Below are 24,108 nucleotides of genomic sequence, written 5' to 3'. Positions count from 1 at the left end.
AAGAAAACCCGTATCGCTCGGGTTGGCGGCCCCGGTTGGGGCCGCTTTTGTTTTGATGGCCGCTCGTTCACATAGTTCAATGAGTGTCATCTCATCCTGGACACAATCGCGGGGCGAGTTTTCACAGGTGGTGGTTGCAAATGGAATTTATTGGCAGACCGATGCGAGGCCGGCACCTCGTTCGAAGAGGAAGCACTGGCTGGATGGTCTACGACAGCGAGCTCAAGGGGCCAGCGCAGATAAAGAAAAATGGCCGCTTTGCCGAGAAGCTCACCAAAGAACAAGCTGAGATTGTAGCCGAGGGGCTGACAAGTCAGAAAACGGAGCGATGCTGGCCTTCAACGCAATAGGTCAGATCAGGGCGCTAGACTGCGCCCCTTCTAACTGACGAAACCGCGCCTTTCGCGAACATGCCCCGAATCTTCGGGGCAAGAGCCGGGGCACGTTCATTCGCCCGATGTCGCTCTGCCGAGGAGCGGCGCATTGCTAACGACGCATCGAAGGCGCCGTTCCTAACGACTTTTCATTGCCGACCCGAGCCGGTGTTCAACTGGCTTGCGGCTGTTCGGGAACAACTTGCAACTAACGTAGTTTAGGATCGGTACGACGAGGAGTGGGACTAACCTACCGGCCTCAGCGCTCTCCCGGGCGCCGGGGCCGTTTCTTATGACACGGTCCCTGACATGCCTAAGTGAATGCGGAAACCTCCAGCCGGCCTCACCCGCAAGATACCGGGGTGGCAAACTTCAAAGAGCATTGCTAATCGAGGCGCGGGGGTCACGCCCCCGACATCAAAAAGGAACACTTGGCCCCGGCTTCCCGCTGGGGCCGTTTTTGTTAGGCAGCCGATTCGCTTGTGCAAATACTGGAACATGGGCGCTGGCACAGACTACACATGTTCAGGTTCGATCACGTTGATGGTGTTGAGTTCAGCTTGCTTGGCGACGCTATCGTTTATCGCTCTCATCGTCGGCGTCACGGCTCTTCTGATCGGCTGAACTGGCGTAACTCCTCATGGATGATCCAAGCAAAGAAAAAAGTCCGGCTCGCGCCGGACTTCGTAGTCCAGGCCGAATTTCGAGATAGCGCTGCTTCTCGGCTGCCACGACGTCGAGAGCCTTTCAGCACCTCATTCACGCGACCGGAATTGTCTGCGGCGATGGATGGAGAATGGAGAGGCCGCCAACTGAGGCGGCCTCAGCCCAAAGGCGAGCGCAGCCATTCGGTCATCTGGGCGGCAGCGTCGTTCTGCCGGGCCTTCTTCAGCAGCATCTCTTTTTCGATACCTGGGGGAAGAGTCTTAGCTTCTTGACGCAGGCTCTTGGCCTCTTCGGTAAGACGCTCTTCGAGGGAAGTGATCTGCTTCACGCGGCGGCGGCGCTTCTTCATGGCGCAGCTCCGTTTCTTGGTTTGTCACAATGAGTGTCAACCAGCGGGTAGGAGCGCCGTTCCTAGAGTGGTTTCCTTGACCTCAGCTGGTGCTCCCTCGCTGGGGCCGTTTTCTAGCAAGCCGCCAACTGGGGGCGACTCTTCCGCGTCGTTGTTTGCGGAACGGCGCGATTGTCGGACTTCCTTGCCTCCAGTTTGATCAGCTTTAGTCTGGCACTCAGTCGGCGCAACCTGGCTCGTGCCCGCTTGGCTGAGGTATCAAGTTGGACGCCCACGATCCTGCGCTTCGCCATATTTGCTTTCCTCTGCGGGAAAGGCTCCTGCGTCTTGCGGCCGAGGAAACTGTCTGCCGGCCGCTTGAGTAGATCAACCGCCCGCGCCACGATCTCCTCAACAAGCGCGATCTGCTTGGTAATTGCTTCAATATGGATGCGATGGAAATTTGACCGGCATAGTCACGCTCTCCGGTGATGACGTTATAACGCGCCAAACACGTAGGTTGCTAGCTAGGCGGCCGATCGATCCTCCTTGTCCGGTCCGCGCCCAACGACCTTGAGCAGCTCGTCGGGCAAGGGACGCTGCAGCGCCTTGGCCTCGTCCCACGGCGCGCGCATCCAGACGTCGCGCTCTTCAGCGGTGGATCAGCGGCATCCCCTTCGGGTGAATCGGCGCCACGACGCTGTTCGGCTCGGTGGTCAGGAAGCCGTAGACCAAATGCGGGCCGGGCACCGGTTTGGCCTTGGTGCCGCGGTGGATTGCCAGTTATGAATGGGTGGGACGAGAAGTGATGCATTCTCATTCTGCCATGTGCCTTTGAGTTCTTCCCAACCTGCCGGGCGCGGACGGGTTCGTTGGCCGGATGTCTGGCTGCCCGATCGTTGCTCGAGCTTCGCTTCAGGCGCGACGCTTTCCGTGACTGGGGACTTCAGTCATTATAGACTATCCGCGAATTGCATCCGGATGGCTGAAGATTTCGAATGCGCTTCCACGCGCAACAGCAATTAAGGTAATTCCGCACGCCTCAGCCGCGCGGACCGCGAGCGCCGTCGGAGCCGACACCGCAACGAGCATGGGACAGCCGATCGCGGCAGCCTTTTGTACAAGCTCGATGGAGACGCGACTTGTCAGGACGATCGCGCCTTCGCCGGCGGAGATGTTGGTGGAGGCGAGCGTGCCAGCGAGCTTGTCCAACGCGTTGTGGCGACCGACATCCTCGCGGACTGCGACCAGTTCTTGATTGGGATGGAAGAAGCCGGCCGCATGCGTGGCGCGCGTCGCGCGGTTGAGCCTCTGGGCGTCCGACAATGCGAGCAGGGCGCTCTCTACTTGCTCAGCTCGAATAGTGATAGATCTCGTCAAGTGGGGCGCCGGACGCGTGGCGTCCGCGAGGCTTTCGATGCCACAAAGGCCGCAGCCGGTCGGACCCACCAAGCGCCGCTGGCGCCGTCTGAAACGCTGTTCGCTAGTGTCGGCAAGCCACATGCGCAGCTCGACGCCTGACGGCCCTGGAATGATGTCGAGGGACTTCAGGTCAGAGCCGTTGTCGATGATCCCTTCGGTCAGGCTAAAGCCCAGCGCAAGATCCTTGAGGTCAGCGGGAGTCGCCATGACGACGGCGGCCGTCGTGCCGTTGTACACAAACGCGACGGGACACTCCTCTGCGAGAGTTCGCTGCGCTTCCAAGCCATCTTGATCTCTCCGCAGCGTCTCGACGGTCGGGTCTGGCAGGTAATGAAGGCTGTCGTTGGAGATCGGCAATTTCTGCATGAGCGCTCCTCGCCAGCACGACGCTCGGGAAACGCCAAGGTTCCTGTCGCGCGAGGAACCTCCGCTTCAACGGTCTGTTTCTGTCGGTACTTGTCGAGCGCGAGATCAGCCATGAAGCAAAAAGTGACAGTGAAGCCATACGCCGGACCGGCTGGCGGTTGGGGGTCTGTGAAGGCCGTTGCGGGTATGCTGACCCAAGAGGAGGTCGCGATCCTCGGCAGCGAAATCCTGCTCAAACAGAACAAGTCCGACGGATACATGTGCGTCAGCTGCTCCTGGGCGAAGCCGGCAAAACCCCGTCCGTTTGAGTTCTGCGAAAACGGCGCCAAGGCCACCGCTTGGGAGGTGACGAACAAGACGGTCGAGGCCGAATTCTTTGCAAAGCACACGGTCTCGGAGTTGCGCGGCTGGTCCGATCACGCACTCGAGGAGCAGGGACGCCTGACCGCGCCGATGCGCTATGATGTGGCGTTGGACAAATATGTTCCGGTGAGCTGGTCGGAGGCGTTCCAGGAGATCGGCCGAGAACTGAAGGGGCTCGATCCGCGTTCCGTGGTGCTGTACACCTCCGGCCGCGCCTCACTCGAGGCAAGCTACATGTATCAGCTATTTGGCCGGATGTACGGCACCAACAATTTCCCCGACAGCTCGAACATGTGCCACGAGAGCACGTCGGTGGCATTGCCCCCAGTGATCGGCGTGCCGGTCGGGACTGTACGGCTGCCGGATTTCGAGCAGACAGACTGCATCCTGTTCTTTGGTCACAATACGACAACCAACGCCCCACGGATGCTGCATCCGTTGCAAGAAGCGGCGCAACGGGGCGTCCCGATCATCACCTTCAATCCGCTGCGGGAGCGTGGTCTGGAGCGCTTCACCAACCCGCAGGACCCGATCCAGATGGTGGCGGGCGGCACCCGGATCAGTTCGCAATACCATCAGGTGAGGTTTGGCGGTGATGCCGGAGCCATCATAGGGATCTGCAAGGCCGTGATCGAGGCGGACGACGAGGCGCGGTCGAAGGGTCACGAACGTATTGTCGACGTCGCGTTTATCGAACAGCATACACGCGGGTTCGACGCATTCGCGGATTTCTGCCGCGCGCAGTCGTGGATTGATCTGGAGCAGATGTCCGGGTTGCGCCAGGCAGCGATGTTCCAGGCGGCCAGCACCTACATGGCTGCGAACGCCGTCATCGCGAACTACGGCATGGGCGTGACCCAGCATCGGCACGGCGTCGAAACCGTGAAGATGATCGTCAACCTGCTGCTGTTGCGCGGCAATATCGGCAAGCCCGGCGCCGGGATCTCTCCGATCCGCGGCCATTCCAACGTCCAGGGCCAGCGCACCGTCGGCATTTCCGAGAAGACCAAGTTGGTCCCGCTCGACAAGCTGAAGGAGCTATACGCATTTGAGCCGCCGCGATGGGACGGCCTGACGACGGTGGACGCCTGCAAAGCAATCCTCAAGGGAGAGGTGCGCGGTTTCGTCGGCCTTGGTGGCAATTTTATCCGCTGCATTCCGGAACGATCGCTGATGGAGCCGGCCTGGAGCAGGCTTCGGCTATCGGTCCAGATCGCCACCAAACTGAACCGAACGCATCTCGTCCCTGGAGACGTAACTTTTCTGCTGCCGTGTCTCGGCCGGATCGAGATAGACCAGCAGGCGAACGGCCCGCAAGCCGTTGCCATGGAGGATTCCACGGCCTGCATTCATGGCTCGAGAGGACAACGCAAGCCGGTAGCGGAACGGCTGTTGTCCGAACCGCGGATCATTGCCGAGATGGCGAAGGCGACGTTGCCGCCGAATCCCAAGCTCGACTGGGACGCCTGGGTCGACAATTACGCGTTGGTCCGCGACGCGATCGAGCGGACGTATCCGGATCAATTCAAGGATTTCAACAAGCGCATGTTTGAGCCAGGTGGCTTTCCGCGGCCACTCGGCGCTCGCGAGCGGAAATGGAAGACGCCGAATGGCAAAGCCAATTTCACGGTTCCGGAAGTCGCTTTCGACATGCCGCCGGCCGGGGACGGTGTCTTCGAACTCATGACGACCCGCGCCGATGGTCAGTTCAACACGACGATCTATAACGAGAACGACCGCTTCCGCGGAATCTACGGCAGCCGAGAGGTTTTGCTGATGAACGCCGACGATATGGCCGAATGGAGTCTCGCCCAGGGCGATCTGGTCACACTGGAGACGACGGCCGATGACGGTGTCGAACGTCGTCTCGGTGGACTTCAGGTCGTTCCCTACGACGTTCCCCGTGGTGGCATCGTTGGATATTATCCGGAGTGCAACGTCCTCGTTCCGCTCTGGCATTTCGCCGAGGGCAGCAAGGTCCCGGCGGCGAAGTCGGTACCGGTGCGCATCAGCCGCGATCCGGTGCCTGAATTGACCGACACCCATGAAGTCCCGATCACCACGGTCGAGTGAGAGGAGGCGACATGCCCAGGGAAAACGATCTCGAAGGACAGCAGGATCAGGGCGGCAAGCACGGTGGCCAGAGGGGAATGCCAAAGCCGGAGCCCAAGCCGAAGGGTGATCAGCCCGATCTGCTGAAGCGGCAGGGCTCGACGCATCCGCCAACACAGGCGTGAGGCCGGCAGGATCGCGGCTGGCTGCATCACGCCGGCGTGCGCGTCATGAAATCCATCAAGCCAAGCCACAGCAAGATGCCGAGCCAGAACAGCCCGGCGCCGGCGAAGATCAGGAGGCGTGCGCCGCGGTCCCGCAGCTCCATGAAGAATGCCGCGACGATGGTGGCCTTGATAGCGGCAATCACAATCGCCACCGCGGAATTGAAGGAGCCGAGCGGCAGATAGGCCAGGGTGACGGTCAGCGCGAGGAGTGCCAGCAGGGCAAGCCAGGAGCCAACGAGCGTAAGCGGTGGCCACCAGTTCGTCATGTGCCGCTCCGTCCGGGCAGATAGATCAGGGCAAACAGGACGATCCAGACCACGTCGACAAAATGCCAATAGAGTGCGGCGGAATGCAAGGCAGCGCGCATGCGCGTGCTAGCGGAGCGGCGCAGCAGGACGGCAAGCGTCGCGAGAACAGCGATGCCGATCACCATGTGAACGGCGTGAATCGACGTCGCGACGAAGTAGAAGATGAAGAACAGCTCGACCCCATCGGCGAGCGGCGCAACGTAGCTGAAGTCCACGCCGGGAACGAGGTGCTCGTGATATTCGCCGGCATATTCGGCTGCCTTCAGGCCAAGGAACAGCAAGCCAAGCAGCATGGCGCTGACCAGCATGGCGATACAGGTCCGGCGCGCGTCGGCCTGCAGCGCATTGACCGCGCAAGCGACGAAGAAGCTGGAAGTCAGCAGGATCGCCGTATTCGCCGTGCCGATGACGATCCTGGTGTGGCGGCCGGCCTCCGCGAACGCGGCCGGATTGGCGTGCCGGTAAACGAAATAAGCAAACAGCAGCCCGCCGAACAGCAGCACTTCGGTTGCGAGAAACACCCACATGCCGATCTCGGCGGTTTCATCGCGATGCTGAACGGAGGCGTATTGCGGAGCGAAGGCGCGGCCCTTAGGCATTCTGCGGCTCCGCGGCAAAGTCGGGCCCATATTGGTAGGGCGCACGGGTCACGACGGGCTGTGACTCGAAATTGAACTCGGGCGGCGGGGACGGGGTCTGCCATTCCAGGCCCGGCGCATCCCATGGGTTGGCCGGCGCGCGCCTGCCAAAAAACAGAGAATAACCGAGATAGAACATCGGCAGCAGATAGGCCGCCGCCAAGATCGTCGCGCCGCCGGAGGACAGCACGTTCCACACCTGAAATTCCGGCGGATAGACGTGATACCGGCGTGGCATACCTTCGGCACCGAGCACGAATTGCGGGAAAAAGGTCAGATTGAAGCCGAAGAAGATCAGTACCGCCGCCGTCCGCGCCCAGTATTCGGAGTAGAGCCGTCCGGTGATCTTGGGCCACCAGTAATGCAGGCCGCCGAAGTAGGCCGTCACCATGCCGCCGACCATGATGTAGTGGAAGTGGGCCACCACAAAATAGGTGTCGGTCGCGTGTACGTCGAAGGCAAGGCAGGCCAGGAACAGCCCCGTCAGACCGCCGATCGTGAACAGGCCGAGGAAGGCGAGGGCGTAAAGCATCGGAGCGTCGAAGCGCAGCGATCCCTTGTGCAGGGTGGCGGTCCAGTTGAACACCTTGATCGCCGAAGGCACCGCCACGATGAAACTCATGAACGAAAACACGAGACTTGCGAGCAGCGACTGGCCGCTGACGAACATGTGGTGACCCCAGACCAGAAAGCCGACGGCCGCGATGGCGAGGCTGGCCCAGGCGACGAATTTGTAGCCGAACACCGGCTTGCGCGAGAAGCAGGAGATCAGTTCGTTGACCACCCCCATGCCGGGCAGGATCATGATGTAAACGGCCGGGTGCGAGTAGAACCAGAACAGATGCTGGAACAGCAAGGGATCGCCGCCGATCCTGGGATCGAAGATGCCGACGCCGAGGAAACGTTCGGTCGCCAGCAGGACCAGCGTGATGGCGAGCACCGGCGTCGCGAGCACCAGGATCACCGACGTCGCGTAGAGCGACCAGATGAACAGGGGGAGGCGATACCAGGTCAGGCCCGGCGCGCGCAGCCGGTGAACAGTGGCGATGAAATTCAAGCCGGTGAGGATCGAGGAGAAGCCGGCGATGAAGATACCGGTCACCGCGACGATGACGTAGCTGTTGGAATAGAGCGTCGAGAACGGGGTATAGAACGTCCAACCCGTGTCGATGCCGCCGGCAAGGATTGCGAACAGCGTCACGCTTCCGCCGGCGATGAACAGGTACCAGCTCATCAGGTTGAGGCGCGGGAAGGCGAGATCGCGGGCGCCAATCATCAGCGGCACGATGAAGTTGCCGAGCGTGTTCGGGATCGAGGGAATCAGGAAAAACCACACCATGATGACGCCGTGCATGGTGAAGAGCCGATTGTAGGTATCGGACGAGACGAGATCGGCCTGCGGCGTAGCGAGCTCGATCCGGATCGCGGTGGCGGCCGCGCCGCCGATGAAGAAGAAGCCGATCAGGGTCGCGAAATACAGGATCGCGATGCGCTTGTGGTCGGTGGTGAAGAACCAGGAGCGCAGGGTGTAGGCGGAGTTGAGATAGTCGGGCTCGGTCATGGTGCACGATCCGCAAGCGATTTGATGTAGGTGACGAGCCGCAACAACTGGTCCTCGCTGACCTTGCCTTCGAAGGACGGCATCACCGGCTGATATCCGGCGGCAACCTGGCTGCGCGGCAGCAGGATCGAATCCCGGATGTACTTGTCGTCGGCGGTTACCGTGGAACCATCCGAGAGCGGCACGGGCTTGCCGTAAAGTCCCTCCAGCAGCGGTGCGTGCACGCTGCTGTTGGCGGCGTGGCAGCCGCTGCAGCCGAGCTCGCGAAACAGCGCGCCGCCTTCACGAGCCAGCGAGTTGGCGGGTCCCTGGTCGTTCAGCCATTTGGCATAGTCCGCCGGCTCCATCGCCACGATCTCGCCGATCATGCCGGAATGGTCGGTGCCGCAATATTCGGCGCAAAACAGGTGATAGTGACCCGCCGTGACCGCTTCGACCTCGAGGCTCTGGTAGCGGCCGGGCACCACGTCGTGCTTGAGGCGAAGCGCCGGGATGAAGAAGCTGTGAATGACGTCCTGGGATGCCATCACCAGCCGGACCGGGCGATTGACCGGCATATGCAGGCTGTTGATCTCGGATTGTCCGCCGGGGTGCTGCACTTTCCACATCCATTGCTTGGCGACGACAAAGACCGACAGCTCTCCTTGCGGTTTCTGGTAAATCTCGAGGTACACGCTGGAGCCCCAGACAAACAGCAGGAGGAAAATCACCAACGACGCCGACGTCCAACCGACCTCCCAGTGCCAGCTTTTCTTGACCCGATGTCCGCGATCGGTCGGGTTGCCAGCCCGGTAACGCACGCAGAACACGATGAGCAGGAAGAACAGCAGGCCGAGCACCAGGGCGCTCGCCAGGAGCAATCCTGCAAACAACAGATCGACGTCGCCGCCATAGGGTGAGACCCCGGGCCTCCAGAACGGGATCCATTGGCGCCACATCGTGCTCAGCCGCCCGTGCGGGTCATCGGGACGGCCATCCGGGCAGGCCGGTCTCCAGCAGCCGCTCCATCGCACGCCTAACGGGAATCCGGACCACGCCGCGGCCGCGATCGATCCAGCCATAGCTGTCCGCAAATTGGCGATCGGCTTCCCGATGCCGGCGCAGTTCGGCCGCCGGATCGAGCGCAAGCGGCGGCGCCTCGGCACCGAGCGCAGGGCGCGTCACGGGGTTTCCACGATCGATCGACCGCGAAAAGGCGAAAGGCATGAGAAGCGGTGTCGCCACGACGAACAGTCCGAGGCCAAGCGCCAGCCAACACACGAGGACGGGATCGACATCGGACCGCTCGTAGTTGGTATCCGGGCTGTCAGTCATTGGGGGACCCGAAAGGCACGGAGACCAATGCCGAGCATGGGCGCATGTTCCAATCCAGGAACGATCCTGTTTGGCCCGCATTGGGATCTGACGTGCTCATGACGATGATCCGGCGACCGGATGACACAGATATTCTCTCCTGCCGCGGATACCTGGCTGCGCCTGTCCATGGTAGCCGGTGTGGCCGTTCTGGGCGGTGGTCTGGTCGGCGTGATCGGATTTGCGCACTCGGCCTTTGAGACGTCGACCGACGTCCGCCCGCACCAGCCGGTTCCGTTCAGCCACAAGCACCATGCGGGCGAACTCGGGATCGACTGCCGCTATTGCCACACGGGCGTCGAAACGAGCCCGCAGGCAGGGCTGCCGCCGACTGCGACCTGCATGACCTGTCATTCGCAAATCTGGACCAATGCCGCGATGCTTGAACCGGTCAGAAAAAGCCTCGCCGACAACAAGCCGATCACCTGGACCCGCGTGGCGAAGCTGCCCGACTACGTCTTCTTCCGCCACGACATTCACATCGCAAAGGGCGTGGGTTGCGAGAGCTGTCACGGGCGCATCGACACCATGCCGCTGACCTATCGCGCCAAAGCGTTGACCATGGAGTTCTGTCTCGATTGCCATCGCGATCCCGCGCCGCATCTGCGTCCAAAAGATCATATTGCCGACATGACGTGGCAGGCCGGCCGCGATGCACGCAAGCAGGGCGAGGCGATCGCTGCGCACGAAGGCATCCGCTTCGGGCAGCTCACCCATTGCTACGTCTGTCATCGATGAGGCGCCCCGCGACAAAGCCGGACCATCCACGTGGCCCCGTCCTCTGGTCGAGCCTCGAGGAGTTGTCGGGCGATCCCGCGTTTGAAGCGTGGGTTGATGCAGAGTATCCGGTCGCCGCAACCTTTGGCCCGACGGCGCGGCGGACGTTTCTGAAGCTAATGGGCGCATCCTTTGCGCTTGCCGGACTAGCAGGATGCGAGAAGAGCCCGTTCGTCGCGGCGTTGCCCTATGTCGAACAACCGCAGGGTACGGACGTCGGCATTCCAAAATACTATGCGACCGCGGTGACGCTGGATGGCTATGCTCAGCCGGTCATTGCGACGACCTATTCCGGCCGGCCAACCAAGCTGGACGGCAATCCGGATCATCCGGCGACACAGGGCCGCAGCGACGTATTCATGCAGGCCGCCGTGCTCGAGCTCTACGATCCCGACCGCGCGCAAGCACCTAACCGTCGCGGCGAGCCGGTGACGTGGAGCGACGTGCAGCATCACATCGGCCTGTTGCGCCAGCAGTGGACGCAAAGCCAGGGCGAGGGGGTCGCATTGTTGCTGGGTCATTCGACTTCGCCGACGCTCATTCGCCAGATTGAAGCTCTGGTTCGCGAGTTTCCCAAGGCCCAGATCTATGAGCACGCCGCGGTTGGCGGCGGACGAGGGCTCGATTCGACGAGAGCGGCCTATGGTCAGCCGCTGCAACTTCGCCCACAATTCGAGAACTGCGACGTCGTCGTCAGTCTCGATGACGATTTCTTGGGAGCGGGGCCTCACCAGGTCGCCAACGCGCGCGCCTGGTCGGCGGCGCGACATCGCACCGCCGACCAGCCTGGCCTTGCGCTGTACATGGCGGAGGCCGTGCCGTCCACGACAGGAGCGATGGCCGAGGCGAGGGTGGCGGTCGATGCCTCGCGCACCTGGCTCGTCGCCCAAGGACTCGCCAATTCATGTGACGTCGCCGGCGCCGCAAAGCCTGATCTTTCGGCGAAGGAGCAACGATGGCTCGATCGCGCGGTCCATGCGTGCCGGTCGGCGCGAGGCCGAGCGCTCGTGACCTGCAGCCGCTTCGGCGACGACGCGACAGCGTCCTGGGTGGCGCGAACGAACGAGGCGCTCGGCGCGACTGCGCTGCTCGGCGCTGCGGCGCCTGTCCCCAATGTCGCGAACGCCAAGAGATTGAGCGATTTGGTCAGCGACATCGGCCGCGGCGCTGTGCAAACGCTCATCATCATTGACGCCAACCCGGCCTATACTGCGCCGGCATGGTTGGCTTTCAGGGACGCTGTTGCGAAGGTCAGGTCCTCGGTCCATGTCGGCATCCATCGGGACGAGACAGGGGCGCTTTGCGAATGGCATCTGCCATTGACGCATACGCTGGAGAGTTGGAGCGACGCGCGCTCGATCGATGGAACGGCCACTATCATCCAGCCCACGATTGCACCCTTCTACGATGTCCGCACCGTTCATCAGGTCATGGCGCTGCTGCTGGGGCAATTGGACCCGTTGCCGGCAGCGCCGGTTCGGGACACGTGGCGCGCGGCACTTGGCAACGATTTCGAGACGAAGTGGACGCGTTGCCTGCACGACGGCTATGTCCCGGAGCAGAGGGCGGCCCCACCGAACATCCACGCGGCGGCAACCGCCGTAGTCCCGCCGCCGCCAGATGACGGACTGGATATTGTCTTCCGGCCCGATCCGACGATCTGGGACGGCAGTTTCGCCAACAATGCCTGGCTGCAGGAGTTGCCGAAGCCGCTGACTACGCTGACCTGGGGCAACGTGATTTCAATCGGCCCGGCGCTGGCCATGCGAAAGGATCTGACCAATGGCGATCACGTCAGGATTAGGGTCCGGGATCGATCGATCAGCGGACCTGTGTGGGTCCTGCCAGGCCAGGCCCCGAACACGGTCGCGCTCACGCTCGGCTACGGCCGGAGCAAAGCGGGTCGGGTTGGCGATGGTCTCGGCTACAATGCCTATCACGTCCAACCGATCGACCAGCCCTGGCAGACCAAGGGCAGCCTGCACAAGCTGGGAACCCGCGAGACGCTGGCCGTCACGCAACTGCATCACCGCATGGAGGGCTTTGACTTCGTCCGTGAAGTCAACGCAGCCGACACCGATCATCCCAAGCACGAGACGACGCAACCGAGCCTCTATCCGCCGAAGCCTTCGGCGCAAAACGCCTGGGGCATGGTGATCGACCTCGATGCCTGCATCGGATGCAATGCGTGTGTGGCCGCCTGTACGGCCGAGAACAATGTGCCAGTCGTCGGCAGCGAGCAGGTCAAGGTCGGCCGCGAAATGCAATGGCTGCGGATTGCGCGCTATTATACCGGCGACGTCGAGGAGCCGCGCAGTTTCTTTCAGCCGGTGCCCTGCATGCACTGCGAGCAGGCCCCCTGCGAGATGGGCTGTCCGGTCCATGCCACGACGCACAGTCCGGAGGGCGTCAACCAGATGGTCTACAACCGCTGCATCGGCACCCGGACTTGCTCGAGCTACTGCCCCTACAAGGTGCGCCGCTTCAACTTCTTCGACTATCGCCCCGCGTCCGATGCGCCGGAACATGCGGCACACAATCCGGACGTCACGGTGCGCTCGCGCGGCGTGATGGAGAAGTGCACCTACTGCACGCAGCGGATCGAGGCTGCGCATGTCGCGGCCGACAAGGAGAACCGGCCGATCCGCGACGGCGAAGTGGTGACCGCCTGCCAGAGCGCGTGTCCGACCAAGGCGATCGTGTTCGGCGACATCAGGAATCCCGACTCCGAGGTGTCGCGCCTGCGCGGTGACGGACGGCATTACGTGTTGCTGGAAGAGCAGGGGACACGACCGCGCACGACCTATCTGGCACGCTGGAAACCCCCGGAAGGCCAGGGATGACCGATCGCACCGCCGATATCCTGCCGCAAGACCAGAGCCTCGGGCGGGTCAGCGATCAGCTCACCGGCATTCCCCTGCATTTCCCGACGCGCCGGCGCTGGTGGATTGCGATGATCATCGCATCGGCGCTGCTGCTCCTCCTTGTGATCTCCACAACCGCGCTGTTCACCCGCGGTGTCGGCATCTGGGGTATCAATATTCCCGTCAACTGGGCATTCGCGATTCACAATTACGTCTGGTGGCTGGGCATCGGTCACGCCGGAACGTTGATCTCGGCGTTGCTGCTCCTGACTGGCAGCGAATGGCGCAATTCGCTCAATCGTTTTGCCGAGACCATGACGCTGTTCGCGGTGATCTGCGCCGGCATCTATCCGGTGCTGCATCTCGGCCGTCCCTGGTATCTGTACTGGATGTTTCCCTACCCCGCGACGATGGGGATATGGCCGCAGTTTCGCAGCCCGCTGGAATGGGACATCTGGGCGGTCTTGACCTATCTGACCGTATCGCTGGCGTTCTGGTACACTGGCCTCATTCCAGACTTCGCGGCCGCGCGCGACCGGTCGAGGAAGCGCGGCTGGCAGATTTTCTTCGGCATCACGTCGCTCGGCTGGCGCGGCTCGGCCGCGCATTGGCAGCGCTGGCAGCAAGCCTATCGCGTCACCGCGGGGCTTGCGGTGCCACTGGTCGTCTCGGTGCATAGCGAGGTGTCGCTCCTGTTCGCCGCCGGCCAGATTCCCGGCTGGCATTCGACGATCTTTCCGCCATACTTCGTGCTCGGCGCGGCCTTCTCGGGTTTTGCGGTGGTCGCAATCATCGCGATCGCGCTGCGGTCCCTTTTCGCTCTCGGCAATCTGGTCACCGATGACCATCTCGACGTGCTCGGCAAGGTGCTGCTCGCGTGCGGCCTGATGACTGGCTACGGTTACCTCTTCGAAGTTTTCGACGCGCTCTACTCCGGCGGAGCGCACGAGATGCGGACGCTGTCGGACCGGCTCACCGGCGCCTATGCCTGGACTTATTGGGGCGCGATCGCCTTCAATTTCGTTCCGCTGCAGGGGCTGTGGTGGCGTTCGGTGCGGCGCAGCGGCTGGATGCTTCTGTCGATCTCTATCTCGGTCGCGATCGGAATGTGGCTCGAGCGCTACATGATCCTCGTCACCAGCCTCTACCGCGACTTCCTGGTCTCGTCATGGGGCGCGTTCACTCCGACCTTCTGGGACTGGTCGACTTATCTTGGAACGATCGGCCTGTTCCTGGTGCCGTTCCTGCTTGCGATCCGCTTCATTCCGATGATTTCGATCTTTGAGACCGAGGAGCTGTTGCACAAGGAGCAGGAGAGGCCTCATGGCTGAGCACCCCTTCGGCCTGCTCGGCGAGTTCGCTACCCCGGAGGCGCTGCTCGCGGCCGCGCGCAAGGCCCGCGAGGTGGGCTATCGCAACCTCGACGCGTTCACGCCGTTTCCGGTTGAGGGGCTGGCGAAGGTACTCCGTCTGCCAACGCCCCGGATTTCCATCGTTGGTCTCGCTGGTGGTCTCGCGGGCGCCGCCATCGCGCTGCTGATGCAACTCTATGTGAATTACGACTATCCGCTCGATGTCGGAGGGCGGCCACTCTACGCACTCTCGGCTTTCGCCGTAGTGGTGTTCGAACTGACGATCCTGGTGTCGGCACTCGCGATGATCATCGCCATGCTCTGGCAAAACGGCCTGCCGCGGCTCAATCATCCGATCTTCAGCGCCCGTCATATCGCCCGGGCCAGCAAGGACCGGTTCTTTCTGTGCGTGTTGGCCGAGGACGCAGCGTTCGATTCCGAAAAGACGGCTGCTTTCCTGCAGAGCGCTGGGGCGCTGTCAGTGGAGCTCGTGTCGTCATGAAGGGCGCATGGCTTCTTGCGTCGGCCTTGCTGCTCGCCGGGTGCGACCAGAACATGGACGCACAGCCTCGTTACAGTGAGTACGGCCGCGCGCCGCTGTTTCGCGGCAGCGCATTGCGCAACCCGCCAGCGGGCGCGGTCGACCGCGACGCGCTGGCGGAACAGGCCGCTGTGCGGGCCAAGCCGCCATTGACAGCGGCGCTCCTGGAGCGGGGCCATCAGCGCTTCGACATCTTCTGCTTGCCGTGCCACGGCGCCAATGGGGACGGCAACGGCATCATCGTCGAGCGCGGCATGCCGCGTCCGACCAGTTACCATGCCGAGCGGCTGCGGAACGCCGAAGACCAGCATCTCTTCGACGTTATCAGCAACGGCTACGGCGCGATGTATTCCTATGGCGCGCGCGTGCCGCCGCGGGATCGCTGGGCGATCGTCGCCTATATTCGCGCGCTGCAGCTCAGCCGTCATGCGTCGATCGACGATGTGCCGGCCGACCAGCGCGGCAAGCTTGTGGAACCACCATGATCGGACGCGGCCTGCGCGATCGCCGTTTGATGATTGCCGTCGTCGGCACGGCCGGAATGCTGGTTGCTGGTGCGTTCGCAGACCATCGTTCGACCGCCGCGGCCTATCTCGTTGCCTGGATCGCGGTCAGTGCGGTTCCGATCGGGACGCTCGGCGTGCTCATGACGAGTTATCTGGTGCGGCGGGCGTGGACGGAGGAATTGCAGCCGGCAATGACGGCGATCTGCGCCACCCTTCCTATTTTCGGCGTGCTCTTCCTGCCGGTCCTGCTCGACCTCGCTACGCTCTATCCTGCGGCCGGACCTCACGCGGCGCTACCGGCCTTCAAGACGGTCTATCTCGCTCCGTGGTTCGTGGCGGCCAGAACGGGGGTCTATTTCATCGTCTGGACCTGGCTTGCCCTGAAGTTGCAGGCGGCCTGGCCGGACCCGGATCGCATGGCGAAGACGGCGTCCGGTGGACTGATCGTCTACGCGATCTCCGTGTCGTTCGCCGGTGTGGACTGGATGGAAGCGCTGGAGCCGCAGTTCCATTCATCGATTTTTGGCCTGCTGTATCTCGGTATGGTGCTACTGGACGGCGTCGCCGGCGCCATCGGCCTTGGACTTCTCCTGTGCGGCATAAGGCGAGTCGGCGGCTACAGCGCGCTGCTGTTGTCGACGATCCTGCTCTGGGCCTATCTCCATGCCATGCAGTACATCGTCATCTGGTCGGGCAACATTCCGGACGAGGTGACCTGGTACATCGATCGCTCGTCGGAGGGCTGGCAGTTCGCCTTGGCCCTTCTGGCCATCGGTCAGCTCGTGGTTCCGTTCTTTGCGCTGGTGAACCGTCGCGTCCGCGCCGATCGCCGTTGGCTACTCGGACTATGCGCCCTCACGCTCGCGATGCGGATTTGCGAGGCTTCGGTGCTGGCATTCCCGGCCATTGATGGTCTCCATGGTTGGCTCACCAGCATCATGCTGGTGGCCGGTCTGGCCTTGCTTATGGGGCTGTTGGCCTGGGGCGTAGCGTTCCGCCTGCGCCACGGCAGATGGCTCAACTTCGCGCCCCCTCGCGTTCGCGCCGAAGCAGAGCGACGATGAGCAGGCAGAGCAAGACCAAGGTCGCAAGACCGGTCGCCTTGAGCAGGCGACCGACCGCGAGCGTGTAGAGACCGCTCGCGGGATCAAATCCGTAGCACATCAGCCTGACATGATCGGTCCATCCGCCGATGCGGCCTTGACCGGCTTCGACCAACGCGAGGCGCAGATTGGCGGGATCGAGCCCGAGACCGGGCAGGGCGCGCGCAATGCGACCGTCGGCCGTCACGACAAAGGCGACCGCGGGATGCGCGTAGCGGCTGTGGTCGCGGTCGTAGACCGCTTCAAATCCGAATGCTCTCGTCAGTGCCGCGATATCGCTGGCATCGCCGCGCAGGACGTGGGTGGCGTCGCCCAGCGCGTCGAGGCCGACTTGCGCCTGCTTCATCTCCTTCGCGTTCTCCGCGGTATCCTGCGGGTCGAAGCTCACGACGTTCAGATCGAAGTCCTGATCGGGACGCAGGCCGGACTGCCGGAGCGCATCCGAGACGGTGCTGACCACCGGGCCGCACAACGTATCGCAGGTGAAATCTGCGAGGACCCACACGCTTGGCCCGCCGGTGAGCCATTGCCGGATCGGCCGTGCGACGCCGTTTTCGTCCCGCAGGCGGACGCTCAGCGGTAGCACGGCGCCGGGCCGGGGTGATGCCTCGACCCCGGCGAGATCGGACCTGGTCAACTCGGCGCGCGCCGGCGCCAGTGCTGCGCAGACCAAACAGACGGCAAGCATCATCTGGCGATGCATCGCTTCTGGCCTTCATTTCTCCTTGCCGGGCAATACGGTCTCGAGCAGCTGACGCGCTGCGCCGCGGATGACGCCGACTTCGTTCGGGTCGCCCTTGGCAAGCGCGATCGAGAAGTTCTTGGCTTGCTCGAGCGTGATATGCGGCGGTAGCGGGGGCACTTCCGGATCGGTCTTGACTTCCAGCACCACCGGAATGTCGCTCGCGAGCGCCTGCTCCCAAGCCGAGCCGAGCTGTGCGGGGTCGTCGACATAAATCCCCCGCAGCCCGATCAGGTCGGCGAAACGCGAATAAGACACGTTGGGGATGCGTTGCGATGCCTCGAACTTGGGATCGGCATTGATGATGCGCTGTTCCCATGTCACCTGGTTGAGATCTTCATTGTTGAAGACGCAGACGATCCAGCGGTGATCGCTCCAGTCGCGCCAGTATTTGGCGACCGTGATAAGCTCGGCCATGTTGTTCATCTGCATGGCGCCGTCGCCAACCAGCGCAATGACGGGACGATCGGGCGCTGCATACTTCGCGGCGATTGCGTAGGGAACGGCCGCGCCCATCGATGCCAAGCCGCCCGACAGCGAGGCGTTGAGGCCGGGACGCATCTTCAGATCACGGGCAAACCAGTTGGCGCAGGAGCCGGAATCGCTGGTGATGATCGCGCGATCGGGAATGCGCGGCGACAGCTCCCATGTCACGCGCTGAGGATTGACCGGCTTGGCCGGCTGGTGCGCGCGATCCTGCAATGTCTTCCACCAGGTCCGGACATTGTCCTCGATCGTCTTTCGCCAGCTGCCGTCGCTCTTCTGCTTCAGGCGCGGAAGCAGCGCGCGCAGCGTCTCCGCGGCGTCGCCCACGAGGCCAATCTCCATCGGAAAGCGGATCGAGAGCATGCTGGCGTCGATGTCGATCTGGACGCCGCGGGCCTGGCCCTCCTCGGGCAGGAACTCGGAATAGGGAAACGCCGAGCCGATCATCAAGAGCGTGTCGCACTCCATCATCAGGTCGTAGCTCGGCTCGGTGCCGAGCAAGCCGATCGAGCCCGTCACCCATGGCAGGTCGTCGGGCACCACGGCCTTACCGAGCAACGCCTTGGCGCATCCGGCCGAGAGCCGGTCGGCGACGGAGGAGACCTCGTTGGTCGCGCCCAGCGCGCCGGCGCCGACGAGCATGGCGACCTTCTTGCCGGCGTTGAGAATGTCGGCGGCGCGATCGAGCTCGGCCTCCGCCGGAATGATCCTTGGAGGAGTGTATCCGACGCCGGACCGCAGCGTGCCGTGCGCGCGCGGCGGATCCTCGTAATCCTCTTCCTGCAGATCATTCGGCAGGATCAGCGCGGTCACGGTGCGCCGGGCGAGCGCAATGCGCGCGGCACGGTCGATCAGATGGCGGACCTGAGCGGCCGAGGAGGCCTGCGCGACATACGCGCTGGCGACGTCCTTGAACATCGAGACCAAGTCGAGCTCCTGCTGATACTGACCGCCCAGCGCGTTCCGCGCCTGCTGGCCCACGATGGCGAGCACCGGCTGATGGTCGAGCAGGGCGTCATACAGACCGGTGATCAGGTGTGAGGCACCGGGGCCCGACGTCGCGATGCAGACGCCGAGGCGGCCGGAAAATTTGGCATACGCACACGCCATGAACGCCGCCATCTCCTCGTGGCGCGCTTGGATGAAATCGATCTTACTTTCGGCGCGATTGAGCCCGCCGAACACGCCATTGATGCCATCGCCGGGATAACCGAAGAGATGCCGCACGCCCCAATCCTGGAGGCGCTGCACTACGAAATCGCCAACGGTCTTGGACATCCTGCATATCCCGAAAGTTGAATGTGAGCGGTGAACGGCGGGGATTGGCAGCCGTTCCAAAGCGACCCGTTCCTCAAGTAGGAGGCGGTTGGCCGCCAGGATGCAAAAGCGAAAGGCGGCTAAGTAAACGTGAGTCTCCCTAAGGCAGCACGAGCGACCATTCGCAAGCGTCGCTCTTAAGGAACCATGACTTCCTTCGGACATTGAAGGACGATGAGTAGATACTATTTCCACATTACGAACGGCCACCCATTCGACGATCCCGCCGGGGAGGAATTGCAGGACGAGCAGGCCGCTTGGCAGCAGGCGCTCCTGACTGTTCGGGATATCGAGTCGAACCTCGGCCTCGACGCGTCAAACCGCTGGTCCCTTGTGGTCAAGCGGGAAGATATGCCGGTTTTTCAGATCGAGGTCACGGCCAAACGCCTCGGCTCAAGTTAGCTGGCGGGCTGCAAATGAAGGTAGGTCGGATCGAATCCGGCCAACTCCTCCAGCCTGCCGTGATCCAGGATACGGTATTGCGAGCGCTCGACCTGCATTATGTTGCTCTCACGCAGTTCTTGCAGCACGCGGTTGACGTGTACGGTGGAAAGTCCAAGGCAATCACCCAGGTCGGATTGCGTGATGGGGAAGGCAAAGCTGCCGTCGCTGGTCCGGCCAATGACCTTTAATCTCCTGTGCATTTCGGCGAAAAGATGTGCCATGCGTTCGACCGCTGATCTGCGGCCGACATTCACGATCCATTCCCTGAAGATCGAGGCGTCAATCAACGTTTCGCGCCATAAAGCTGCCGCAACGTTAGGCCGCTCCCTGCTCAAGCTTTTGATCGCCTCGTGTGGAATGAAGCCTAGCGTGCAAGGCGTAAGCGTCGAGAAGTCATGATCCATGACGTTGAGGTGCAGGCTCTGCAAGTCGGGAATCTCGCCAGGAACGTGTAGCGATAGAACTTGCCGTTTTCCATCGGGTGTCACCTTCGCGCGGAAAGCAAAGCCCTCGGCGAGCAGGCAACTTTCCCTTGTCCGACTTCCGTCAGCAACAATGATCTTTTGGGCCGGCAGCTGTTGCTCGCGGATTGGAAGTCGCTCTATGGCTCGGATGTCCTGACTGTCTAGTCGATTTGAGACAGTCAACTTTGTGATCAACGTCGTCGGTAGAGTCGAGGGCATCCGCGTTCTTCATACTTAAGACATGGAACGGGCGAGGAGCTTGCTTTCTTCACAAGCTATCGAGGGAGAGCATCACAGCTCGCGACTACCGACGCCCGAAACCCTCTGCGCCGATGCCAAAGGCCAACGATTGTTAATCGAAATTGTTCCTCGTCATTGGCGAAGAGTGATCTCACCCGTTTAGCAACGTCCGAAAGTCGCTGTGGGGTGCAGGCTTCGTCCAACGGCGCGGTTCGCGGAAATCCGAGCGTCAAAGGGAATTTGGGAAAGTAACTAAGGTTGTAGAATCTATCCTGCTCCGAGCGATGAACCAGCTTCCCACATCGCCGGCAAACCCGGACGTATTCACCGGGATCGAGCTACGCTCCTGACGAGCCGAATAAACTGTGCCGCAGTTGGAGCAGACAAAATGAATGGTGATTGATGGGGCCATCGACCGATCCAACGGCAGAGCTTTGCGCCCGTTCCTCGGATCGGTCTATCGCTTAATGGGCGCTACGAGGCGCGCCTGTGTCCCGGGTGCTCGTCAATCGTTCTCTTTGCCGCGGTGATCGCTTCCCGCGAGCTTTGATAGGTCATCGTTCTAATGGTTTGCCGGCCGTTGAGAGGCGCTATCTCAACTAAGAATCCGCCGCCGGGTTGCTCGACGACCAATAGCCGGTGTCCTGAATATTCAAGTTCGTCTGCCACTTCCGCGGCCTCCGCCAGTGCTCTGACAACAATTGTCCTGTGGGCTGTGTTCCAACGAGACGTAGGGATCTTCTTGCGGCGCCGCCGAAGCTCTCACCGCTCGGGCCACCAGGACGATTTCGGGCTCATGCCGGAGATCTTCGTGGTGCGCAACGCCCGTGGGCAAGGTCCGCGAATCCCTTGACCTACTAATGGTAGGCACCACGGTAGCACAGCCGTCAAGGTTCGTGGGATTGCTGATCACGCCGATAAACGCTGAAATCGCGCTCCTATGAAGGATTGCCCTACCAAAGTCACGTTCGGCGAAATGCGCGAAACGGGCGCAACTCGCATCATGGTCTTTTGCAGAGACTATCAATGTTCGCACAACGTCCAGACGGACGCGTCGAAATGGCCGGACGAGATGCGCCTGTCAGATCTAGAGCCGCGGTTCACCTGCACAGTCCGCGGCAACCGAGGCTCGATCATTCGGTCGGTCAACGTGCCGCCAAGGATAGGAACGGGCGGTTAATGGAAATAGGTCAATCCGCCCGCTACGATCGCTAGGACGAAAGCCAGGGCGGCGCCTCCGATAATCCAAGGCATGTCGTGGCGTTCTCTGGGAGTCATCCGCAATTGCCTTTCCGTTAGGGATGTAGAAGCGAAAGTAGGCGTTGGCGGCTCTGTTCGCGATCGAACTGATTCTTGCGCACCACTTCGAGCTCGGCCTGAACTTTGGTCGTGTCTTCATTCAGCCGCTTCAATTCAATCAGGTACGCCTCCATCTCCGCGAGGCGCTTTTCGCCTTCGACCACATCGAGCTCAATCTGCCTCAGCTCGTCCATGATCGCATCTTTGTAGTACATCGTGGTGCTGCGCGTCCTCGACCTATGGACGTAACGATTCGCGAACTCGGCTGGTTCCTAGCAATGAAAGGGCGCCGCGCTCATGCAAATAAATCTTTGCCAGCTGTCCGGGTGAACGTGTGCCGCTCTCATGATACTCAAGCCAGCCTTTCAGCGAACTGAGGGCAGCCTTACTCCGTCTCTTCCGACTGTTTCGACCGCCCCAACAGATCCAAAGAAATACGGATTCGCTCTTGCGAGCGCCTTAGCAGCTCGTTCGTGCGGTCAGTGCCGCGACGTAGACGCTCCAGCATCATAAGGTAAGAGTATTCAACCCAATCCTTCTGCTTTTCAGCCATGGGAATGCTCCCTTGCCTGACGAGCATCTAACGCAAGTTAGCGATTTTGGTTTCGATCGAGAGGGCTTGCTTACTGCGGGTACGTCGCTGACCGGCAGCCAATTCCAATTGGAAAGCGCGGTTCGCAGCCTCAATAATGCATCGCCGCGTGTGATCGCGCACCTGGATCGCGCGATCGATTGCCCGCTGGGCACGGTCCAATAATTCCGACGTTTCTTCGCAAAATGGCTGGGCCACGGCCGCGCTCTCCTTGCCTTGCAGGCGGGAGCGCTAATGGCCTCTCAGCCACCGACGCCTACGGGACAGAGCCTTGGCCGGTGATGCGCAGAAAATGATCCTATCCAGGGAGGGTTGCAAGGAACTTCCGATTTTAGCTCGGAGGCCTGAGTTTGCGCTTGGTCCAACCCGGAGCTTTTTCGCGTTTCAAGCCGATTGGCTCGAAGGTCGATATCCACCGATCGCCCTCCCAAAGCTCGATCCGGGTGCGACCTAACAGGGTTATGGCCTGCTCTTTGGCCGCATTTTCGTCGGTACAGGAAAGGTCAATGCGCCGCTCGATATCACTGCCCATGACATAGGCTTGATACATAGGCATGGAACGACCTCCAGTGTCGCCCCACCGTCGGAACCCGCTTATTTGACGCCGGAACTTGGCTCTCGGCAAGGAACTTCTGTGAACGACGGAAACCTTCCTTCCAAAAACACAACGCCGACCGCTTAAAATGCTTGCGGTCGGCGCCGGCTTTAGCCTCAGGGGCGGGCTTTGCGAACAGTGGGGCGATAAGCCATCCTTAAAGCGGCCCCAACCTGGGGCCGCCAACCCGAACCTGACAGTCGGGTTTTCTTCTGGCAGTCGGGGTGGGGGGTGAGGGGTGGCTGGCCAGAAGCGCCAATTATACGCTCATGCGGCTTCGATGGTTCCTAGCCCGCCGGGCGTTCAAGGAAAAAGCGGCAACTTTCTCCCCCGAGATTCACAAGCGTTATTTCCGGAGCCGCCCCTCATTTGGGAGGCTTCCAACAACGGGGCACGTAATTTTCATTTCGTATTTTTTCGGCCCTGATAACGACGATCGCTGCTTCTCGGCGGACAGCGGTTCGGCGATCCGACTTGGCCCCAGCATGATCCGGATGCTGGGGCCCTTTCGATTAGGAACGAAGTGAATGCAGTGGCATTGGCTGCCCTGTTCGGTGCCGCATCGCTACCGGCACTGAGAACGCCCAGCTAAACACTGGCTCCAGCTCCCTCAGTCGCTGGGGCCTTTTCTATGGCAGCCAGGAACGAACGTGGCCGAGTTTTGTTCGTCTGTCATCCGAGTGCAGCTCTCACCATCCCCCCGACCAAACCGCATTCGGACAGTGGAAAGCCGATGGCCCCAGCCTGCTCCGAGCGCTGGGGCCTTTCCGTTCCCGGAACAACTTGCAATGAGCGAAGTTAAGATCGGTACGACGAGGATGCGGGACTAACCTATCGGCCTCAGCGTTCTCCCCGGGGCGCTGGGGCCGATCGCCTAAAAGGTGGGCCGTGACAGAGGAACGCCGTGACTGGGCCCTTAGTGTCGGACTTCTGAGTATTGCTGCTGTTGTTCTGGTGCTCAGCGGTATCGCAAACCTCAAAGAGCATTGCTAGTCGAGGCGCGGGGTCCCCCGACATCAAAAAGGAACACTTCTCGGCTGCCGCGGTGTCGAGAGCCTTTCAGCAGCTCATTTACGCGCAGCAGCTCATTTACGCGACCGGGATCGTCTGTGCGGCGATGGATGGAGG

At 61.8% G+C, this 24,108-nt stretch carries 25 protein-coding genes and 2 pseudogenes; 12 read left to right on the top strand and 15 right to left on the bottom strand.

Annotated features, from left to right (window positions below; all coding sequences use genetic code 11):
• Window positions 1-203 precede the first annotated feature (203 nt).
• Window positions 204-350 (top strand): hypothetical protein, encoded by a 147-nt coding sequence (locus AKL29_RS40125; RefSeq protein ID WP_244481699.1) that lies wholly within the window; start codon window positions 204-206, stop codon window positions 348-350.
• Between the two features lie 847 nt (window positions 351-1,197).
• Here AKL29_RS40125 and AKL29_RS02580 read toward each other — a convergent pair.
• The 3 genes and pseudogenes from AKL29_RS02580 to fdhD form a co-directional block, all read right to left on the bottom strand.
• Window positions 1,198-1,389, bottom strand: coding sequence for a hypothetical protein (locus tag AKL29_RS02580; RefSeq protein WP_028337864.1), 192 nt, complete (start codon window positions 1,387-1,389; stop codon window positions 1,198-1,200).
• Between the two features lie 506 nt (window positions 1,390-1,895).
• Window positions 1,896-2,139: pseudogene (locus tag AKL29_RS02575) on the bottom strand (SOS response-associated peptidase); the annotation flags it as partial.
• Between the two features lie 189 nt (window positions 2,140-2,328).
• On the bottom strand, window positions 2,329-3,156 hold the full coding sequence (gene fdhD, locus AKL29_RS02570; RefSeq protein WP_082190447.1) for a formate dehydrogenase accessory sulfurtransferase FdhD: 828 nt from the start codon (window positions 3,154-3,156) through the stop codon (window positions 2,329-2,331).
• 111 nt (window positions 3,157-3,267) lie between these two features.
• On the opposite strand from fdhD, the gene AKL29_RS02565 reads away from it, so the two are divergent.
• Together AKL29_RS02565 and AKL29_RS43215 are read left to right on the top strand one after the other, a co-directional pair.
• A complete protein-coding gene (locus AKL29_RS02565; protein ID WP_050382874.1) occupies window positions 3,268-5,592 on the top strand; it encodes an FdhF/YdeP family oxidoreductase in 2,325 nt (774 codons plus the stop codon).
• An 11-nt stretch (window positions 5,593-5,603) separates the two neighbouring features.
• Complete coding sequence (locus tag AKL29_RS43215; protein WP_167350369.1) at window positions 5,604-5,756, top strand: hypothetical protein; 153 nt, start codon at window positions 5,604-5,606, stop codon at window positions 5,754-5,756.
• Window positions 5,757-5,782: 26 nt separating this feature from the next.
• Here AKL29_RS43215 and AKL29_RS02560 read toward each other — a convergent pair whose 3' ends face one another.
• The 5 genes from AKL29_RS02560 to AKL29_RS02540 are packed head-to-tail and all read right to left on the bottom strand — an operon-like array spanning window position 5,783 to window position 9,619.
• A complete protein-coding gene (locus AKL29_RS02560; RefSeq protein ID WP_050382873.1) occupies window positions 5,783-6,064 on the bottom strand; it encodes a cytochrome C oxidase subunit IV family protein in 282 nt (93 codons plus the stop codon).
• Window positions 6,061-6,705 (bottom strand): cytochrome c oxidase subunit 3, encoded by a 645-nt coding sequence (locus AKL29_RS02555; protein ID WP_028337860.1) that lies wholly within the window; start codon window positions 6,703-6,705, stop codon window positions 6,061-6,063. Before AKL29_RS02555 ends, AKL29_RS02560 begins: the two co-directional genes overlap by 4 nt.
• Window positions 6,698-8,305 (bottom strand): cytochrome c oxidase subunit I, encoded by a 1,608-nt coding sequence (ctaD, locus tag AKL29_RS02550; RefSeq protein WP_050382870.1) that lies wholly within the window; start codon window positions 8,303-8,305, stop codon window positions 6,698-6,700. The genes AKL29_RS02555 and ctaD overlap by 8 nt, the downstream gene beginning before the upstream one ends.
• Complete coding sequence (gene coxB, locus AKL29_RS02545) at window positions 8,302-9,243, bottom strand: cytochrome c oxidase subunit II (RefSeq protein ID WP_050382868.1); 942 nt, start codon at window positions 9,241-9,243, stop codon at window positions 8,302-8,304. Before coxB ends, ctaD begins: the two co-directional genes overlap by 4 nt.
• Before the next feature lie 22 nt (window positions 9,244-9,265).
• Window positions 9,266-9,619, bottom strand: coding sequence for a hypothetical protein (locus AKL29_RS02540; RefSeq protein ID WP_050382867.1), 354 nt, complete (start codon window positions 9,617-9,619; stop codon window positions 9,266-9,268).
• Between the two features lie 120 nt (window positions 9,620-9,739).
• Here AKL29_RS02540 and AKL29_RS02535 point away from each other — a divergent pair, with 120 nt between their 5' ends.
• The 7 genes and pseudogenes from AKL29_RS02535 (at window position 9,740) to AKL29_RS02510 (ending at window position 16,762) form a co-directional block, all read left to right on the top strand.
• Window positions 9,740-10,396 (top strand): cytochrome c3 family protein, encoded by a 657-nt coding sequence (locus tag AKL29_RS02535; protein WP_050382866.1) that lies wholly within the window; start codon window positions 9,740-9,742, stop codon window positions 10,394-10,396.
• Window positions 10,393-10,539 (top strand): annotated as a pseudogene (locus AKL29_RS46545) (TAT-variant-translocated molybdopterin oxidoreductase); the annotation flags it as partial. The gene AKL29_RS02535 and the pseudogene AKL29_RS46545, both read left to right, overlap by 4 nt.
• 15 nt (window positions 10,540-10,554) lie before the next feature.
• Window positions 10,555-13,278 (top strand): 4Fe-4S dicluster domain-containing protein, encoded by a 2,724-nt coding sequence (locus tag AKL29_RS02530; protein ID WP_050382864.1) that lies wholly within the window; start codon window positions 10,555-10,557, stop codon window positions 13,276-13,278.
• Complete coding sequence (gene nrfD / locus AKL29_RS02525) at window positions 13,275-14,630, top strand: NrfD/PsrC family molybdoenzyme membrane anchor subunit (protein ID WP_050382861.1); 1,356 nt, start codon at window positions 13,275-13,277, stop codon at window positions 14,628-14,630. The genes AKL29_RS02530 and nrfD overlap by 4 nt, the downstream gene beginning before the upstream one ends.
• On the top strand, window positions 14,623-15,153 hold the full coding sequence (locus AKL29_RS02520) for a DUF3341 domain-containing protein (protein WP_028337854.1): 531 nt from the start codon (window positions 14,623-14,625) through the stop codon (window positions 15,151-15,153). Before nrfD ends, AKL29_RS02520 begins: the two co-directional genes overlap by 8 nt.
• Window positions 15,150-15,677, top strand: a complete 528-nt coding sequence (locus tag AKL29_RS02515; protein WP_028337853.1) for a c-type cytochrome — start codon at window positions 15,150-15,152, stop codon at window positions 15,675-15,677. Before AKL29_RS02520 ends, AKL29_RS02515 begins: the two co-directional genes overlap by 4 nt.
• Entirely contained in the window at window positions 15,674-16,762 is a 1,089-nt protein-coding gene (locus tag AKL29_RS02510) for a hypothetical protein (RefSeq protein ID WP_028337852.1), read from the top strand. The genes AKL29_RS02515 and AKL29_RS02510 overlap by 4 nt, the downstream gene beginning before the upstream one ends.
• Here the strand turns inward: AKL29_RS02510 and AKL29_RS02505 are convergent.
• Window positions 16,716-17,504 (bottom strand): SCO family protein, encoded by a 789-nt coding sequence (locus AKL29_RS02505; RefSeq protein ID WP_050382855.1) that lies wholly within the window; start codon window positions 17,502-17,504, stop codon window positions 16,716-16,718. The genes AKL29_RS02510 and AKL29_RS02505 overlap by 47 nt on opposite strands.
• A gap of 12 nt (window positions 17,505-17,516) precedes the next feature.
• Window positions 17,517-19,307 (bottom strand): thiamine pyrophosphate-requiring protein, encoded by a 1,791-nt coding sequence (locus AKL29_RS02500; protein WP_028337850.1) that lies wholly within the window; start codon window positions 19,305-19,307, stop codon window positions 17,517-17,519.
• A 213-nt stretch (window positions 19,308-19,520) separates the two neighbouring features.
• Here AKL29_RS02500 and AKL29_RS02495 point away from each other — a divergent pair, with 213 nt between their 5' ends.
• Window positions 19,521-19,748 (top strand): DUF6894 family protein, encoded by a 228-nt coding sequence (locus AKL29_RS02495; RefSeq protein WP_038378059.1) that lies wholly within the window; start codon window positions 19,521-19,523, stop codon window positions 19,746-19,748.
• Here AKL29_RS02495 and AKL29_RS02490 read toward each other — a convergent pair.
• The 5 genes from AKL29_RS02490 to AKL29_RS02475 all read right to left on the bottom strand — a co-directional run bounded on the left by AKL29_RS02490 (window position 19,745) and on the right by AKL29_RS02475 (window position 22,941).
• The gene (locus AKL29_RS02490) at window positions 19,745-20,437 is read right to left on the bottom strand and encodes a Crp/Fnr family transcriptional regulator (protein ID WP_244481698.1); all 693 of its coding nucleotides are present in this window, start codon (window positions 20,435-20,437) and stop codon (window positions 19,745-19,747) included. The two genes, AKL29_RS02495 and AKL29_RS02490, sit on opposite strands and share 4 nt — an antisense overlap.
• 1,352 nt (window positions 20,438-21,789) lie before the next feature.
• The gene (locus AKL29_RS02485; RefSeq protein ID WP_050382851.1) at window positions 21,790-22,008 is read right to left on the bottom strand and encodes a hypothetical protein; all 219 of its coding nucleotides are present in this window, start codon (window positions 22,006-22,008) and stop codon (window positions 21,790-21,792) included.
• A gap of 170 nt (window positions 22,009-22,178) precedes the next feature.
• Window positions 22,179-22,346 carry a hypothetical protein gene (locus AKL29_RS42630; protein ID WP_160321694.1) on the bottom strand — a complete coding sequence of 56 codons (168 nt, stop codon included), beginning with the start codon at window positions 22,344-22,346 and terminating at the stop codon, window positions 22,179-22,181.
• Between the two features lie 27 nt (window positions 22,347-22,373).
• Window positions 22,374-22,583, bottom strand: a complete 210-nt coding sequence (locus AKL29_RS41545; RefSeq protein WP_152977393.1) for a hypothetical protein — start codon at window positions 22,581-22,583, stop codon at window positions 22,374-22,376.
• A gap of 133 nt (window positions 22,584-22,716) precedes the next feature.
• Window positions 22,717-22,941 carry a hypothetical protein gene (locus AKL29_RS02475; protein WP_152977392.1) on the bottom strand — a complete coding sequence of 75 codons (225 nt, stop codon included), beginning with the start codon at window positions 22,939-22,941 and terminating at the stop codon, window positions 22,717-22,719.
• Window positions 22,942-23,917: 976 nt separating this feature from the next.
• Between AKL29_RS02475 and AKL29_RS43940 the strand changes: the two genes are divergently transcribed.
• Window positions 23,918-24,108: hypothetical protein (locus AKL29_RS43940; protein WP_210168315.1), on the top strand; the 191-nt coding region annotated here is incomplete at its 3' end.

The organism is Bradyrhizobium pachyrhizi, assembly GCF_001189245.1.
GTDB lineage: Bacteria > Pseudomonadota > Alphaproteobacteria > Rhizobiales > Xanthobacteraceae > Bradyrhizobium > Bradyrhizobium pachyrhizi.
Note: the sequence above shows the minus strand (reverse complement) of the source record. Positions and strands in the feature narration are given on the sequence as shown.